Origin of the sequence: Halorussus amylolyticus, from assembly GCF_004143485.2 — an archaeon.
Lineage (GTDB): Archaea > Halobacteriota > Halobacteria > Halobacteriales > Haladaptataceae > Halorussus > Halorussus amylolyticus.
In genome coordinates this window covers 25,263-41,644 of the sequence record NZ_ML974140.1, presented here as the reverse complement: position 1 = coordinate 41,644, position 16,382 = coordinate 25,263, and the positions used below count along the sequence as shown (strand labels likewise).

Genomic DNA, 16,382 nt, shown 5'->3' with positions numbered 1-16,382 from the left:
CCGGGGGTTGGCGGGCGACTCAAACACCCCCCGGGGGGGGGGGGGGGGCGGCGCCCCCCCCCCCCCCCCGCCCCAGACTGAACGGTTTTTTACCCCTCCGTGTCTCACTGGCGAGTAATGACCGAACACGACTACGAGGACCTCGGCCTCGTCGCGGGGTTGGAGATACACCAACAGCTCGACACCGAGACGAAGCTGTTCTGCAACTGTCCGACCGACCTCCGCGACCCCGAGGCGTCCGACCGGCGATTCACCAGATTCCTCCACCCGACCAAGAGCGAACTCGGCGAACTCGACGACGCCGCCGTCGAGGAGAGCCGAGTCGAGCGCGAGTTCGAGTATTTGGCGTACGACTCGACGTGTCTGGTCGAGGAGGACGACGAACCGCCCCACAGGCTGGACGACGAGGCCCAAGAAGTCGTCCTCGAAATCGCCCAGCTCCTCGACATGGACGTGATAGACCAGGCCCACGTCATGCGGAAAATCGTCGTGGACGGCTCGAACACCTCGGGGTTCCAGCGCTCGACCCTGATGGCGACCGACGGCGAAATCGAGACGAGCGACGGTCCGGTGGGCGTCGAGGACCTGATGCTCGAAGAAGAAAGCGCCCAGCGCGTCGAGGAGCGCGAGGACGGCGTCCTCTACAGCCTCGACCGCCTCGGCATCCCGCTCGTGGAAATCGGCACCAAGCCCGACATCCGCTCGCCCGAGCAGGCCCGCGAGGCCGCCGAGACCATCGGGATGCTCCTGCGCTCGACCGGGCAGGTCAAGCGCGGACTCGGCACAATCCGTCAGGACGTTAACATCTCCATCGCGGAGGGCGCGCGCGTCGAGGTGAAGGGCGTCCAGAGTTTGGACGACATCGACGACCTCGTGCGAAACGAGGCTCACCGGCAGGTCCGCCTGCTCGAAGTCCGCGACGAACTCCACGAACGCGACGCGAGCGTGGGCGACGTGACGGAGGTGACCGACACCTTCGCCGACACCGATTCGGGAGTGATTCGCGGAGCCTTAGACTCCGGCGGAAAGGTCACGGCGGTCCCTCTCTACGGCTTCGACGGACTCGTCGGTGCGGAACTCCAGCCGGACCGACGACTCGGCACCGAACTCTCGGACCACGCCAAGCGCCACGGCGCGGGCGGCATCTTCCACACCGACGAACTCCCGGCCTACGGCGTGACCGACGAGGAAGTGGCCGCGCTCCGCGATGCCGTGAACGCGGGCGACGACGATGCAGTCGCTATCGTGGCCGCCGACCCCGAAACGGCCGACCTCGCCATCGAGGCGGCCGCCGAGCGCGCCCGGACCGCGCTCGACGGCGTTCCGGAGGAGACCCGTGGCGCGAACGACGACGGGACGACTCGCTACCTCCGACCCCTGCCCGGCGCGGCCCGGATGTATCCCGAGACCGACGTGCCGCCGGTCGAACCCGACCCCACCGAGGTCGAGACGCCCGAACTCCTGACCGAGAAGGTCGAACGCTATCAGGACGAGTACGGTCTCGATGCGGGACTCGCAGAACAGGTCGCCTACGGGAGGCGGATGGCCCTGTTCGAGCGCGTGGTCGAGATGGGCACCGACCCGACGCTCGCGGCGGGCACCATCGAAAGCACCGTGACCGAACTCCGGCGCGACGGCGTGCCGGTCGAGAATCTGGCCGACGACCACTTCGTCGGCACCTTCGAACTGGTCGCCGAGGGGGAGACCGCGAAGGGCAACGTCGGCGACGTACTGACCGCGCTCGCGGAGACTCCCGACCTCACCGCCGCCGAGGCCGTCGAGCGCGAGGGCCTCGGGAGCGCGGGCGACGAGGAGGTTCGGGAGGCGGTCGTCGAGGTCGTCGAGCGAAACGAGCAACAGGTCGCCGAGGAGGGGATGCAGGCGTTTTCCGGGCTGATGGGCGAGTGCATGGGGGCGCTCGGCGGCAAGGCCGACGGCGACACGGTGAGCGAGATTCTCCGCGAGGAGATTCAAGCGCGAGCGTAAGTCAGTTCATAGCCTCAGGGCGCGTTCGATTTGTATCTCTCGGGGACGCAAGGCACCGTGGGTGGGACTGAAAGGGGTCGCCCGCTCGCGGTCACGCGAGCAACGCGAGTGTGACCTCGGAAGACGCGGTTTGTCTTCCGGCGGGCCGCAGGCCCGTGGTCGCCTGCGCGGGCAACTATTCGCGGCGGGCGTTGTGGAGAGCCGCGAATATCCCGCGTCAGCGACCGCGAGCGGGCGAGGGCTTTCTGAAACCACTCTGTCGTTTCATCCGCTGAACCGTGGCTCACGTACCCGAAAATCCCATCCGGGTGAGTTGTTCGTGAGCGCCAGCGACGGCGACGACTCCGAACCTCCGGCGCGACGCTCTCGTACGGCAACATCCTCCAGCGCGAGATAGACAACTCGATGATAGAAATCTCGCGACCCGACGCCGGACTGTTCCTCTCGGGCTGTCGGCGGGGTTGACCCTGAGTTTCGGCGCGGTGTTCGTCGCGCTCCTCAACTACGGCCACGCCGCACTCTCGGGCGAGGAGACCGCGGCCGGCGTGGAAGGCTGAAAGTGATTCGTTCGCTCCCCGAACCCAATCAGTCTCCGGAACTGAGTTTCTCGACCGCCGATTCGATTCGCTCGACGTTCTCGGCCTGCTCGTCGGTCGCCTCCGCGACCGACGACGCTTCCTCGGCGATTTCGGTCGCGTGGCGCGACACCTCGTCCACCATCGCCGACACCTGCTCGGCGGTCACCGCCTGCTCGTCGGTCGCTTGCGCGACCTCCTCGATGCCGTGGACCGTCTCGCCGACCGCGGTCACGATGTCCTGGAGCGTTTCCAGCGACGACTCGACGCTCTCGGAGCCGTATTGGATTCGGTCCTCGGTCCGTTCGAGGCTCTCGACCGTGTCGTGGGTGTTGGTCTGTATCTCGCCCACCATCTCCTCGATTTCGCTCGCCTGGGATTTCGACTGCTCGGCGAGGCTCTTGACCTCCTCGGCGACCACCGCGAAGCCGTCGCCCGCGTCACCCGCGCGGGCGGCCTCGATGGACGCGTTGAGCGCGAGCAAATTCGTCTGGTCGGCGATGTCGTTGATGACATCTACCACCTCGTCGATTTCGGCGACCGTCTCCTGTAGGTCGGCCATGTCATCGGTCGCGCCCTTCCGAGCCTCGTCGATGTCGGCCATGGCGTCCATCGCCTCGCCCGCGGTGCGCTGGCCGTCCTCGGCCAACTGCTGGGCCTGACGGCTCGTCTGCTCGACCTCCTCGGCGCTGGCGGCCACCTCCTCGACCGTCGCGCTCATGTTCTCGGTCTCGGACGCGATTTCGTCCACGTCGGTCGCCTGCTCGCGGGTGAGTTCGTGTATCTCGTCGGCGCTCTCGGCCACGTCCTCGGCGGACGACGAGAGCGTGTCGAGGTCGTGGCGCACGTCCTCGGAGATGCGCCGCTGGAGGGCTTCGAGTTCGGCTTTCGACTCGCGAATCTCGTCGTTGTACGAGTCGATGTAGGTGTCGGTCACCACCTGCATGTCGAGGTTCACCGCGCGGAAGAGCGAGAGGATGTCCTCCATCCCGTCGTGGAACTCCTCGCGGACCACCTCGGCGGCGTCGTCGCCGAGACGCTCTGTGGCCCGGTCGATTGTTCGGTCGCGGATTTTCGGAACGAGGATGTTGAGATACAGCATGTACGCCCCGAGATAGTGGTGCATCGGCATCTCCAGCATGTCGTGAATCTTGCCGATTCGGGCGCGGTCGGCGAAGTACGACCGGTCGTACTCGCCGTCGGCCAGCGACACGAGGTACTCGCTCTGGGTCCGCTGGAGCTGTTCGACGGTCCGGGTCGAGCGGTCGAGAACCGCCATCGTCTCCTCGCGCGCGGTCAGGTGGTCGTAGAACTCCTCGACGGCCTCGTCGGCGACGGACTCGAACAGGTCGGACAGTCCGTCGAGTCGCTCGGCGTCGTCGTCGCCGAACCCGGTGAAGTCCTTCCGCCAGCGTATCTCGTCGTCGTCGATGTCGAGGTCGGCCAGCAACGATTCACCGTCGATACGACTCGCAAACTTCGCCTCGCCCGCGGAACCGTTCATAACCGCCAGAAGTCACCGGGTACATTTACGATTTATGCGGATTCTCACGCTTGAGAACGAAGGCGGCGCGGTCACAGCGAGGTGTACTGTCACGGCGAGGTGTACCGACGCACGCCCGACACCACCTCGCGCGAGAGCATCGTCCAGCGGGGGTCGCTGACCCGCTGGGAGAGCCGGTACGCCAGCCACACGATGAGCACCGCGAAGGCGGCATCCACGACCCAATGAATCCCGAGGTACAGCGTTGAGAGGACGATACCGACCGTCAGCGCCAGCACCGTGTTGGCGTACCAGCCACCGGCCTTCCGGGCGTACACCGCCGCCAGCACCGACAGGCCGGTGTGGAGGCTCGGGAACGCCTTTACGAGCGTGTCGGTCGAGAAGATGCCGTACTGAATCGCGGGGCTGAGTTCGTACATTAGCGGCTCCACGTCCGAGAGGTAGAGCGACGACACCTTCACCGGAAACAGGAGGAAAAAGGGCACCGCCGAGACGACCACGAGGATGTAGGCGAGCGCGTAGCGATGGGCCTCCTCCTCGTCGTGGGCCTTCAGCTTGAAGTACGTGAAGAGGACCACGAACGGGAATCCGACGAGGTAGATGGCGGTGGCGAACACCGTTAGCGACGTGAACGTGACCGCCTGAAACGCCACGACGGTCGGGCCTTCGACCGCGTACACCGCGCTCGTGAACGTCCGGGGCGCGTGGAAGTGCATCGCGAGCGTGTTGACGATTTGGGTCACCACCCACGCCACGCCGAGGTACTTCCAGTCGGTTCGAACGAACTCGACCACCAGCGTCCGAAATCGCTCGTCGGGGAGAAAGAGCCGCTTTCCGACGAGCATGACCGCGATGCTCGGGACCGCGACGAGGAGCGTGAACTGAGTCCCCAACTGGAGCGAGGAGAACGCCGCGCTCAGCTCGGCGACGGGAAACATACTCGCCGGTAGCTACACCCTCGTCGTATAAATGAGTTGACTCACGCTCCCGTCGGGACCGGAACGGTTCGTCCCGTCGGGACCAGCACGGTTCGGGCGGGACGGCGCGCACGAGTGTGCACCGTCCCGCCCCTCTCTCACACCGGAGGCCACACCGCGTTTCTCTCCCCGGATTTTATATCAGGCGTCTGTGAATCTCGGTTCATGGAAGTCGAAGCCGAAGGAGTCGCGACGAGCGAGCGAGTCCACGTCCGTCGCCTCGACGTGGCCGACACCTTCCGGTGGGCGTGGGGCGTGCTAGCCGACCACCGCGAACTGGTGGCGCTCACCTTCGTCGTCCAACTCCTCGCAGTCGTCGGAGCGACCGGCGTCACGCAACCCTCGTCGTCTGCGGTCGAAGCCCCCGAAATCTCCGCCGTCGGCGAACCCTCCGAAGCCGCCGACGCCGCCGACGCCGTCGAGGCTCCTCCCTCCCCCGAAGTCGCCGACTGGGTGTGGCCGGTGTCGGTCGCCTATCTCCTCGGACTCGGGGTGGTGTGGGGCGTCTGTTATCTGACCGCGGCGAACGCGGTCGCCGAGCGCAAGCAGTCGTTTCGCGGCCGGGTCGCCGTCGCCGCGAAGCGACTCCCGGCGCTGGCCGGGGTCACGCTGTTGCTCTCGGCGCTCGTCTCGGTCGGTCTCGTCGCGCTCGTGATTCCGGGCGTCTACCTCCTCTTCCGACTCGCGCTGGCGTATCCGGCGTGCGTCGTGGACCGGCGCGGACCGGTCGCCAGCGTCCGGGGAGGCTGGCACGCCGCCCGCGGAAACGTCTGGAAGATACTCGGCGCGACGCTGGTGTACGGCGTTCTCGTCGGAACCCTCGGGGCCGTCAGCGGAGCCTTCGGCGAGGCGTACAGCCTCCCGAACGCCGGTGTCCGGGCGGTCGTCTCGTCGGTGCTGGTGCCGCTGTTCGGTCTCGCGGTCGGACACCTCTACCTCGAAGGGAGCCGAAACGTCTGAGATTCACCGAGAGAACCGAGACTCACCGAGCGTCGAGATTGCTCCGTCGCTCGCCGAGTCGCTCCTGCAATCGACGGCCCACCAGTTCACGGAGCGCCGCCGCGTCCTCAGTATCCAAATCCACCGCACGGGCCTCTCGGCCGGCGAATCCGGCCGAACTCGCGGTATCGACGACCACGGTCGCCAGCCTCCGGCGTCGCTGGAACGGCGATTGGGCCTGAATCACGGTCTGAACTCGGTCGTAGGCCACGACCTTGGTCGTCCTGCGCCAGAAGCCGTTTCGCGTCACGACGTGGCGGTCTCGGGCGTCGTACCCGCGGTTCGCCCACGACAGGTGGGCAGCGACGGGGGTAAGGAGTACGAGTGCGAGCGGAAGGTACCACGGGTCCGGCCATCCGAACACCGCCTGCGCACCGAACAGCACGCCGGAGAGTCCGGCGAGCGCGAGCGAGTACCGGGCGACGTACCGCCTTCGTGCGCGCTTCGGCGGGCGCGAGAACTCGGGCGGGTCGAACGGTTCGACCTCCTGAGCGAGTTCGAGGACGCGCTCGCGGGTCGCCAGCGGCACCGCCGCCTCCGACCCGCCAGAGGGAGTCTGGCCCGGCGCGTACCCCGCGGTTTCGACCGCGAGCGCGGCGTAGCCGAACCGCCGCATCAGGACGTTCTCCCGAATCGTGAGCGTCTGGACCTTCTCCAGCGGAATCGACCCGTCGTATCGCTGGAGCAGGCCGCGCTCGTACCGGAGTTCGTCGCCGACGCGCGAGAGTCGGAACCCGTAGTAGCGCCCGAACGTCACCACTGCGCCGATTGCCCAGAGGGCGACGGCCAGCATCGCCGCGAGCATCACGCCGCCCACGAACGCGAGTTCGGTGATACCGGGCACGAACGGAAACGCGACCGGCCCGAACGCCAGCAGCGAGAAGTAGCGCAAATCGAACGACAGCACGCTCAGAATGGCTAACTCCGTCGCCGAGAGTTCGAACAGTTGCTCCTCGGTTTCGGGCGGGCGTTCGACCGCGCTCGCCTCGACTTCCTCGGCCTCGTCGCCCGCGACCGCTCGACCGTTGACGCGGCGCTTGCGCCGCTGAATCTCGCGCTGGAGGCGCTTGGCCTCGTCGTAGCCCACGAATCGGAGACTCGCCTCGGTCTCGCCGCCGCCCGCGGTTTCGAGGTCGAGCGCCGCGAGACCGAGCGCGCGCTGGACCACGTTCCGGGAGATATCGACGTTCTGAATCCGGCGAAGCGGGATTTCGCGGTTTCGCCGCGAAATCACGCCCGAAGCGATGTCGAGACCCTCGTCGCTGAGTTTGTACTCGAAGCGCCGGTAGTACGCGACCTGCCACGCCGCGGTCGCGAGCACGCCGAAGATTGCGATTGCGACGAGCGCCGGGAGCGCGAGTCGGGGAATGGTCCCGGTTCCCGAGAGCGTGATTCCGATAAAGACCAGCGTAGTGCCGAGACTGAGACCCCGCGAAATCGCGCGATACGGCACCGAGAGCGGATGCAGTTTCATACGGCGTCGTATTCGCCTTCGCTCTCGATTGCGAGGCTTCGCAGTTGTTCTTGGAGCGCGTCGGCCCGGTCGGGCGTCAGTCCCGGAATCGTCACGTCCGCGCCGCGCGACCCCGCGGTGTAGACGACCACGCTCGCGAGTCCCGCGGCGCGCTCGACCGGTCCGCGCTGGGTATCGACGTGCTGGACCCTGACGAACGGGACGACCGTGTTGACCCGCGTCACCACGCCGCGTTCGAGATAGAGGTCGTCGCCGCGCACCTCGAACCGCCAGATTCGGTACTTGAGAAGGGCGTGGACCACCCCGAGAACGAGCGCGAGCGCGGCGGCGACGGCCGCGACCCAGACGCCGACGCCCAACACGAATCGGTCGGCGACGAACGCGCCGCCGCCGACCACAAGCGCGAAGACCGCCGCGCCGACGACCCAGACGAAGCGCACCCTCGGATTCAGAACTTCCATGCGCGTACGAACTCGCTCGCCGTTGATAAATTTCCACGGTGTGGGCGAGACGACGGACGACCTCGGTCTGGTCCCCAACGAATATATTCGAACGCGCACCTCTCTCATCCATGCATCCGCGATTCGTCGAACTGTTGGAGCGAAATTCGGACCACGCCAGCGAGTATCAGTCCCGATTCGACGCCGTCCAAGACTCCCAGCACCCGGACGCAGTGACGGTGTGTTGCTCGGATTCGCGCGTCCTGCAGGACCATATCTGGGGCAACGACGACCCCGGACGCATCTTCACGTGTAGCAATATCGGAAACCGGGTCGTCCAGCGAACCGAGACCGGCGACGTGGTCTCGGGCGACGTCCTCTACCCGGTCGAACACACCGGGACCGAAATCGCCGTCGTGGTCGGCCACACCGGGTGCGGCGCGGTCACGGCGACCTACGACGACCTGACCGACGGACTCTCCGAACCCGCTGGCATCGAGCACTGTCTCGACTTACTGGGACCGGGACTCGAACCGGGCGTCGAGGCGCTTCCCGCCGACCTATCGCGCGACGAGGTCATCAATCGACTCGTGGAGTACAACGTCGATAGACAGGTCGATGCGCTCGTAGAGAGCGACGACGTTCCACCGAACGTGGACGTCATCGGCGTCGTGTACGATTTTCAGGACGTGTATTCCGGCAGTCGAGGAGAGATTCACGTCGTCAACGTCGGCGGCGAGACGAGCGTCGAGACGCTTCGGGACGAACATCCGGAAATCGAGTCGCGAATCGAGCGACTCTGGGAGTACTGACGTAGTGTCGCGTCGGGTGAGTCGTCCCGGAAACGGAGTCGCGATACCGAACGGGAGTCGAGTTCGACTGCGTCGGCGAGAAATCCATCCGTTCGAGGACGGTGCCTCTCGTCGCCGAGCGCGAGGGCAAGTACATTCACCCGACTTGAGATACAATCCCTACTGGAATGCCCGGTATCCTAGTTCAGGCGCTTTCGTACACGATGTTGGCGGTTGTGGCCGCACTCGTCGGGGGACTCATCGCAATCTATCGCACGCCGGGGGCACAGATGGAGAGCAACGTCCAGCACTTCGCAGCAGGCGTGGTGTTCGCGGCCGTCGCGGCCGAACTCCTCCCGGACGTTCACACTCGGGCTCCGGCGGTGGTCGTCATCGGATTTGCGCTCGGGGTCGCCACGATGCTCGCCATCCATCGATTCAGCAAGTACATCGAAAAGCGAGGAATCGGCGGGAAGATGGCCGGTGCCGCCAGCCTGCTCATCACCGTGAGCATCGACATGTTGATAGACGGCGTCCTAATCGGTGTGACCTTCTTGACGGAAGCGGCCACGGGAGTTCTCATCGCCGTCGCGCTCGCCATCGAGGTCCTCTTTCTCGGCGTGACCGGTGTCATCGCACTGCCCGAAAAAACGAGTACGCTCAAGAAACTCGCTGTCCCCGGTGCGTTCGGTGTGCTACTACTGAGTGGCGTGACCGCTGGCGTATCCGTGTTCGGCGGTGTGACGGGCGCGCCAATCGCGCTCGTGCTCGCATTCGGTTCTGCTGCCCTGCTCTACCTCGTGACCGAGGAACTCCTCGTCAAGGCCCAAAAGGTGCCGGAAACGCCGACGTCTACGACGCTGTTCTTCGTCGGCTTTCTCCTCATCTTTCTCCTCGATATGCTGCACTGAAGGCGGACGAGCGTCAGTGAGAAAGTTTGATGCGTCAGCGTAAATTGCTGCTGTTTCGGCGATTCTCGCTTTTCCACCTTGTTCAGGTCTCGGACTGGCGTTACAGATTCTGTCCAAATTGCGGATTCTGTATTCTGGTAGATGGCTTGGCCGAAGAGTGGACACACTATCTACCCAAAAATTCTTAAAATGCTCCTCACGAGGACGTTATAATGCAACAGTTCTCGTCCAACTCCTCGCGGAGTGACTCCTCGTTGCTTCATTTACTCCTCGTCTGGTTTCTCGTCGGGTCATCGTTCTTCGGCCTCGGATGGGACATAGCCGATGTAGTTCCCGTCTCGATTCCTCTCTCTTCGATGGAAGCCGGATTGCTCTTCGGGACTGTAGTCGTCAGCCTGCTCTGGACAGCAGGGTTCCGTCCCCCAATCTCGGCCAGTGGCGGATACTTTATCGCTGAGATGGGCTTGCACTTTCTGGTGGTTCTCGGTGCCAGTCTGTTTCTCCTCGCTGAGGGGCCACTATCACCGTGGCACGAAGTTGTATCTCGCAGTCTCTCGGTAGGACTCGCGGCCGGACTTGTCTTCACTACTCCGGGAAGACGAATTCGGCGATACGTTTGGGTGCTCGGACGGAAATTCGTCAAGACGCCCCAGAAAAGAAACCGATAGGTAGCTGAGAGCGAGCATACTGCTCCTGCGTAGTGCGTTTCACACTTCTCGGCCTTGTTCAGTTGCCTGAAGTCCATCGTACGGCCTACTGAGGCGTTCAGTTTAATACCACTATATGATCTCTGGTGGTAAGATTCTTTATTCGTGGTAACATACTGTCTTCCATGTCAGCGAAAACCGATGGGCAGGGACGGCTGTACCTCCCAAAAGAGTTGCGTGAGAAGTACGGTCAAAAGTATCACATCGTCACGTACGAAGAGAAAATCGAGCTAATTCCGGTTGCAGACGACCCCCTCACCGCTGTCCGCGAGGCAGCGGGCGACCTCCGGGATGCGTCGGTCGAAGACATCCGAGCCGACATCGAAGCGGAGGCAAAAGACGAAGCCGGAGAAACCGACGGTGACAGATGACGGTGTACGTCGAGACGGATTTCCTGCTTGCGCTCGCCAAAGACTCCGATTGGTTGCAGGGGTCCGCGGAGGACGCCCTCACCGAGTACGATGTCGAAACGTCACCGTTCTCGTATCTCGAACTCCTGCTCGCCCGGGAACGCTACGAGTTCGACTATGTTCCGCTGGCAGCGAACCTGCTTGAACTAGTTCCCGTGCGAGACGAAGGAGAGAAACAGGTAGTGCTGAAAGCCGTCAACTACTACGACGAGGGAATGACTCCGTTCGACGCGTTCCACGCGGCGACTGCGGAGACGCGAGGGATGGACGTACTCTCCTCCGAGAAAGACTACGAAGACATCGAGGTGGCGAGAGTGCCACTAGAACCGACCAACCAAGAATGACTTCGGATTGAGAGAGTATCGTACGCGTTATTCTCCGGTAGAGTGTCTAAAACAGTCGTCCACCTGATTACCGACTCTCGCGCTGTTCGACCTTGTTCAGTTCGATGAGCAACCGAAATATCGCCTTCACCAGATTGTCGTCAACGTCGAACTTCTGGGCGTTCTCGCCCGCGCGGTCCATCACGCGCTGTTCTTGGCCCTCGTCGGTCGTGGGCATGTCCTGCTCGGCTTTGACTTGCGCGACCGTCTCGGCCACGTAGGTCCGCCGAGCGATGAGCTCGACTATCTCTCGGTCGATGCTGGCTATCTCGTCGCGGAGCTCCGCGAGGTTCATCTCGTCCGGCCGCCGTCGTTGCGTGTCGTGGTCGTCCATGTCGTACCCTCAAGTTCGTTCCACCGGTGTTCGACCGCTTCGAGCGCGTCTCGGTCGCCGACCGCGACGAAGCTCGGACCCGTCCCGGACAGCGAGACGCCCGCCGCGTCGGGGAGCGCCGAGACCATCGGGTCGGCCGAGAAGCCGAGCGCCGCGCAGAACGCGAAGCCGTTGACCGTCATCGCGTCGGCGTACCGGCCGTCGAGCGCGAGGTCGGCGACCAACTCCGCGATGGGCGCGATTCGCTTACACCGCTCTACGTCGGCGTCGGCGCTGTAAGCCGTCTCGGGCGGGGTCCACACCACCACGTCCCACGAGACCTCCTCGCGGGCGAGTAGTTCGTCGGAAGTGTTGTCGGTGACGGTGACGCCGCCGAGCATGCTCGCGCTCGCGTCGTCGAACGCGCCGGTAATCGTGACTCCGGCGTCTCGGGCCGCCCGTACGCCGAGTCGGCAGGCGTCCTCTCGCGGGACGGAGTCGGCGACCCCGAGCGCGTCGAGCGCGGCGAGAACGGTGGCGTTCGCGGCCGCGCTCGAACTCTTGAGTCCGGCGGCCATCGGCACCTCGCTCTCGGTCCGGACGCGGCCGCCAGCGGCGTCGGCGTCGTCCACGCCGAGTCGGTCGAGCGCCTCGCTATCGGCGTACTCGGCGACTGCGAGTTCGACGCATCGCTCGACGAGCGTGGTGTCGGCGTCGGGTGCGCCCTCAACTTCTCCGACGACGGTCCCCGAATCATCGAGCGACACTTCGGCGACGGTTTCGGCATCGATGGCGAACGCCGAGCCTTTACCGGAGGCTAAGGCGTTGAGTACCGTCCCCGCCGCTGGTGCGCTCGCGCGGCCGTCCATGTCTGCCCGTCTCTCGCGGGGGGTATTGACGCTGGTGGTTGCTGCAAATCGGGCGATAGGTTCGACGTCTGCGACGCGCGAGCCACCGGTCCGACTCGCGCGAGGACGGTAGCTACAGCCTTCCGGAGGCTGAGGTCTCGGACCACCTCCTGTTCGGGGTTCGACCCCGGTAGTAAGCCACGTTTCGAACGCCTCGTCCGTCGATACCGTCGGGAATCGAGTCGTTAGGTCGGCGTCGCGTCGGATTACGCGGGTGGACGGTCGTCGCGCTTTATTGACGAGTCGCTCGCATTCGCGTTCGCATGGTAGAAAGAAACAGAGTCACGCGAATCGCCGCGCTCGCAGTCGCGATGCTCGTCGTCGTCGGCCTCGTCGGCGTGGGCGGGTCCGCGCTGACGCTGGCCCAAGACGAAGACGACGAACAGGAGACGACGACTGAGGCGGACGCGAACGTCCGGGTCGCCCACATGTCGCCCGACGCGCCGGACGTCGACGTGCAGGTGGACAACGAGACCGTCCTCCAGAACGTCGGCTTCAGCGACGTGAGCGACTACCTCGCGGTCGAAGCGGGTGACCACCAAGTCACGCTCGTGTCCGTCGAGGACGAGCAGACCGTGTTCGACGGTCAATTGACGCTCGAAGCGGGAACGAACTACACCGTGACCGCCGCGGGCGAAGTCTCGGAGAACGGCACCGAAGCGTTCGAACCCATCGCGCTGACCGACGCCACCGAACCCCCGGAGGGTGACGACGCGTCGGTCCGACTCGTCCACGTCTCGCCCGACGCCGGGCCGGTGGACGTGACCGTCAATCAGACCGGCGACGTGCTGTTCGACAACGCGACGTTCGGTAACGAGACCGAGTACGTGACCGTCCCCTCGGGCGTCTACACGCTCAACGTTCGGCAGGCCACCGAGGACAACGACGGGACGATAGTCGAGTCGTTCAACGTCAGCCTCGTGAACGAGACCAGCTACACCGCGTTCGCGGCTGGCTACGCTGCGCCCGAGGACGCCCCGGCGAACACCTCGCTCGACCTGTTCACGGCCGTCGATGTGACGAACAACCCTGAAGGTCTCCTGGTCGGAACGCCTGCGGACGACGAGACCGACATGGATGAGGAAACCGAAGTCGAGGACGAAACGACCGAAGAAACCGAAGACGAGACCGCGGACGCTCTCGAAACCACGACGATAGACGACGAGGAGACGACTGCGGAAGCGTAGGCTGACGAACCGATTTTCGGTTCAGTCGCCGTTTTCTTCGATGCGCTCGGACACCGCGGCCAACTGCTCGCGGCGCTGTTCGCGCGCGGCGTCGCGGAGCGCCTGCTGATTGTCGGTCGGACAGTCGAGGTCGGGCACTGGCGTCGGCCTGCCGTCGTCGTCGAGGGCGACGAACGTGAAAAACGAGGTGGTGGTCTGGCGCTCCTCGCCCGTCCGGGGGTCTTCGGCGCGCACGTCCACCTTCACGTCGATGCTGGTCCGGCCGGTGTCGAAGACGTACGCCTCGACCACGGCCACCTCGCCGAGGTCGATTGCCGAGATGAAATCAACGTGGTCCATCGACGCGGTCACGCACTGATAGTTCGAGAACCGCATCGCCGAGATGGCCCCGCAGATGTCCATCCAGTGGAGAACCGCGCCTCCGAGCGCCCGCCCGAGGTTGTTGGTGTCGTTCGGTAAGAGCAACTCCGTCATCTCGGTGTACGAGTCCATCAGCGTGGCGGTGTCTGGCATCGCTTCGACCCTCGCGTCCCGGGACAATGCCGTTTTCGCCTTCGGTACGCCTCGAGCCGGTTCTTGGCACGCCGCGGTCCGATTCGCGGCGCGAATCGGCCCGCGGCGTGCGGTATTCCGAGCCTTCTCCGAGGTAATTTCTCGATTCCCGACGTGATTTCTCGGTTCCCGAGGTAATATCACGATTCTCGACAGTTCGACCGTCTGCTGTCGGCGAGCAGGTAATTCTCCTCGCACCGACAACGGTAAAAAGCGACGGCGTGTAACCCGACCAATGACCGATTCAGCCGAACTGGACGCCGGGGGCGGTGACGGGAGCGTCCGGGTCGTCGGGACCGCACACGTCTCGGCCGACAGCGTCGAGGAGGTCCGCGAGGTCGTCGAGACCGAGCGCCCCGACGTGGTCGCGGTCGAACTCGACGAGGGACGATACCGCCAGATGCAGGGCGAGGTCGCCGACGACCTCGAACCCACCGACCTGCTCAAGGGAAACACCGTCTTCCAGTTCATCGCGTACTGGATGCTGTCGTACGTGCAGGCCCGGATGGGCGACCGATTCGACATCGAACCCGGCGCGGACATGCAGGCCGCGGTCGAGACCGCAGAGCGCGTCGGGAGCGGCGTGGCGCTCGTGGACCGCGACATCCAGACCACTATCCAGCGGTTCTGGGCCCGGATGTCGTTCTTCGAGAAGCTACGGATGGTGTGGGAACTCGGTCTCGCGATGTTCGGCGTCGGCGGCGAACCCGAAGACGAGGAGTTCGACATCGAGGAACTCACCGACGGCGACGTGGTGACCGCGATGATGGAGGAGTTCCGACAGTTCTCGCCCGGCGGCGCGGAGGCGCTCATCGACGAGCGCGACGCCTTCATCGCGCATAAACTGGTGGCGCTCCGGGAGGCGGGCCACAGCGTGGTCGCAGTCGTCGGCGCGGGCCATCAGGCCGGAATCGAGGAGTACCTCTCGAACCCCCAATCTCTCCCGCCGATGGAGGACCTCGTGGGCACCGAATCGGGGAGTCGCTTCTCGCTGTTCAAACTGTTCGGCTACGTCTTCACGCTCGGCTTCCTCGCGTTCTTCGTCCTGCTCGCGATGGCGGGAGTCCGACAGGGCTTCCTGCTCGAAGTGTTCGCGGCGTGGTTCCTGTTCAACGGCGTCTTCGCGTTCGGTCTCGCGAAGCTGGCGGGCGCGCGCTGGAGTTCGGCGGGCGTGGGCGGCGCGGTCGCGTGGCTCACCAGCGTCAACCCCCTGCTCGCGCCGGGATGGTTCGCGGGCTACGTCGAACTTCGGCACACCGCGGTCAACGTCGGCGACATCACGAGGCTCAACGAACTCATGTCCGACGAGGAGACGCCGATTCGCGACCTTATCGGCCAGATGCTCGACGTGCCGCTGTTCCGACTCATCGCCATCGTGGCGATGACGAACGTCGGGAGCATGATTGCGAGCCTGCTGTTCCCGTTCGTCGTCCTGCCGCTTCTCGGGTCGGAAGTCGGCGGCGTGAACGAGATTACGCAACTGATGCTGGACGGCGCGCGAAACAGCGCCGACCTCATCGTCGGCACGCTCACATGAGCCGAGAGGTCCCGATGAGCGCGACAATTCGGTTCAGCCAGCGCGAGATACGGGACTTGCTCGTCGCGTGGGGTGCGCTCGGCCTCGCGTTCACGTTCTTCCTGAACCGCTCGCTGGTCTCGCGAGTGCTCCAAGCGCCGGGGACCATCGACGCGACGGCGTTCGCCGTCGCGTTCGTCCTCAGTCTCGTGACCGCGGGCGTCGGCTTCCTGCTCCACGAACTCGCCCACAAGGTGGTCGCGATTCGGTTCGGGCAGGTCGCGGAGTTCCGGGCCGACTACGGCATGCTGTTTCTCGCGGTCGCGAGCGGCCTCGCGGGATTCCTGTTCGCCGCGCCGGGGGCGGTGTACCACCGCGGTCGAGCGACCCTCCGCCAGCACGGTCTCATCGCGCTCGCCGGACCAGCGACGAACGTCGCGCTCGGAGTCGCCTTCTTCCCGCTCTACCTGTTCGGGCCGTCGCTCCTCGGCGAAGTCGGCCACCTCGGAGTCGTCATCAACTTCCTGCTCGCGGGGTTCAACATGATTCCGTTCGGGCCGCTCGACGGGAAGACGGTCAAAGACTGGAGTTTCGCGGCGTTCCTCGGGGCAGGACTCCCCTGTTTCGGACTCGCGGTGTGGGCGCTGTTCTCGTTCTGACGAGCGCGGCGCTTGCGCCGCGCTCGTCGCGATTCCGGTCGGTCAAGTCGCGCTTGTCGCGATTCCGGTCGGTCAAGTCGCGCTTGTCGC

16 protein-coding genes are annotated in these 16,382 nt (G+C 65.0%); 9 read left to right on the top strand and 7 right to left on the bottom strand.

The genetic code is table 11. From position 1 onward, the window contains the following. Window positions 1-117 precede the first annotated feature (117 nt). Window positions 118-1,986 carry a Glu-tRNA(Gln) amidotransferase subunit GatE gene (gatE, locus tag EKH81_RS15930; protein WP_132059872.1) on the top strand — a complete coding sequence of 623 codons (1,869 nt, stop codon included), beginning with the start codon at window positions 118-120 and terminating at the stop codon, window positions 1,984-1,986. 585 nt (window positions 1,987-2,571) lie between these two features. Here gatE and EKH81_RS15925 read toward each other — a convergent pair. Together EKH81_RS15925 and EKH81_RS15920 are read right to left on the bottom strand one after the other, a co-directional pair. Continuing rightward, a complete protein-coding gene (locus EKH81_RS15925; protein ID WP_132059874.1) occupies window positions 2,572-4,065 on the bottom strand; it encodes a globin-coupled sensor protein in 1,494 nt (497 codons plus the stop codon). A gap of 89 nt (window positions 4,066-4,154) precedes the next feature. After that, a complete protein-coding gene (locus EKH81_RS15920; RefSeq protein WP_132059876.1) occupies window positions 4,155-5,003 on the bottom strand; it encodes a phosphatase PAP2 family protein in 849 nt (282 codons plus the stop codon). A gap of 204 nt (window positions 5,004-5,207) precedes the next feature. Here EKH81_RS15920 and EKH81_RS15915 point away from each other — a divergent pair, with 204 nt between their 5' ends. Continuing rightward, a complete protein-coding gene (locus EKH81_RS15915) occupies window positions 5,208-6,002 on the top strand; it encodes a hypothetical protein (RefSeq protein WP_162224653.1) in 795 nt (264 codons plus the stop codon). 22 nt (window positions 6,003-6,024) lie between these two features. Here the strand turns inward: EKH81_RS15915 and EKH81_RS15910 are convergent, their stop codons facing one another. Both EKH81_RS15910 and EKH81_RS15905 read right to left on the bottom strand, forming a co-directional pair. Then, window positions 6,025-7,515: a PH domain-containing protein gene (locus tag EKH81_RS15910; protein WP_132059880.1), complete on the bottom strand. Its 1,491-nt coding sequence runs from the start codon at window positions 7,513-7,515 to the stop codon at window positions 6,025-6,027. Continuing rightward, window positions 7,512-7,976, bottom strand: coding sequence for a PH domain-containing protein (locus EKH81_RS15905; RefSeq protein ID WP_132059882.1), 465 nt, complete (start codon window positions 7,974-7,976; stop codon window positions 7,512-7,514). Before EKH81_RS15905 ends, EKH81_RS15910 begins: the two co-directional genes overlap by 4 nt. 110 nt (window positions 7,977-8,086) lie before the next feature. Between EKH81_RS15905 and EKH81_RS15900 the strand changes: the two genes are divergently transcribed. From EKH81_RS15900 to EKH81_RS15885, 4 genes are all read left to right on the top strand, one after another. Further along, window positions 8,087-8,767, top strand: coding sequence for a carbonic anhydrase (locus tag EKH81_RS15900; RefSeq protein ID WP_132059884.1), 681 nt, complete (start codon window positions 8,087-8,089; stop codon window positions 8,765-8,767). A gap of 167 nt (window positions 8,768-8,934) precedes the next feature. Beyond that, the gene (locus tag EKH81_RS15895; protein WP_202935176.1) at window positions 8,935-9,657 is read left to right on the top strand and encodes a ZIP family metal transporter; all 723 of its coding nucleotides are present in this window, start codon (window positions 8,935-8,937) and stop codon (window positions 9,655-9,657) included. Between the two features lie 832 nt (window positions 9,658-10,489). Continuing rightward, window positions 10,490-10,735, top strand: coding sequence for an AbrB/MazE/SpoVT family DNA-binding domain-containing protein (locus EKH81_RS15890; RefSeq protein WP_132059886.1), 246 nt, complete (start codon window positions 10,490-10,492; stop codon window positions 10,733-10,735). After that, on the top strand, window positions 10,732-11,118 hold the full coding sequence (locus tag EKH81_RS15885) for a PIN domain-containing protein (RefSeq protein ID WP_132059888.1): 387 nt from the start codon (window positions 10,732-10,734) through the stop codon (window positions 11,116-11,118). Before EKH81_RS15890 ends, EKH81_RS15885 begins: the two co-directional genes overlap by 4 nt. A 67-nt stretch (window positions 11,119-11,185) precedes the next feature. On the opposite strand, the gene EKH81_RS15880 is transcribed toward EKH81_RS15885, so the two are convergent. Both EKH81_RS15880 and EKH81_RS15875 read right to left on the bottom strand, forming a co-directional pair. Continuing rightward, window positions 11,186-11,491: a chorismate mutase gene (locus tag EKH81_RS15880; RefSeq protein WP_132059890.1), complete on the bottom strand. Its 306-nt coding sequence runs from the start codon at window positions 11,489-11,491 to the stop codon at window positions 11,186-11,188. Beyond that, window positions 11,449-12,339 (bottom strand): shikimate kinase, encoded by an 891-nt coding sequence (locus EKH81_RS15875; protein ID WP_132059892.1) that lies wholly within the window; start codon window positions 12,337-12,339, stop codon window positions 11,449-11,451. The genes EKH81_RS15880 and EKH81_RS15875 overlap by 43 nt, the downstream gene beginning before the upstream one ends. Window positions 12,340-12,641: 302 nt before the next feature. Between EKH81_RS15875 and EKH81_RS15870 the strand changes: the two genes are divergently transcribed. Next, entirely contained in the window at window positions 12,642-13,565 is a 924-nt protein-coding gene (locus EKH81_RS15870) for a DUF4397 domain-containing protein (RefSeq protein WP_132059895.1), read from the top strand. A 21-nt stretch (window positions 13,566-13,586) separates the two neighbouring features. On the opposite strand, the gene EKH81_RS15865 is transcribed toward EKH81_RS15870, so the two are convergent. Continuing rightward, on the bottom strand, window positions 13,587-14,078 hold the full coding sequence (locus EKH81_RS15865) for an acyl-CoA thioesterase (RefSeq protein WP_132059897.1): 492 nt from the start codon (window positions 14,076-14,078) through the stop codon (window positions 13,587-13,589). Between the two features lie 274 nt (window positions 14,079-14,352). Here EKH81_RS15865 and EKH81_RS15860 point away from each other — a divergent pair, with 274 nt between their 5' ends. Next, the gene (locus EKH81_RS15860) at window positions 14,353-15,654 is read left to right on the top strand and encodes a TraB/GumN family protein (RefSeq protein WP_132059899.1); all 1,302 of its coding nucleotides are present in this window, start codon (window positions 14,353-14,355) and stop codon (window positions 15,652-15,654) included. Beyond that, entirely contained in the window at window positions 15,651-16,292 is a 642-nt protein-coding gene (locus tag EKH81_RS15855; RefSeq protein WP_238392216.1) for a zinc metalloprotease, read from the top strand. The genes EKH81_RS15860 and EKH81_RS15855 overlap by 4 nt, the downstream gene beginning before the upstream one ends. Window positions 16,293-16,382 lie beyond the last annotated feature (90 nt).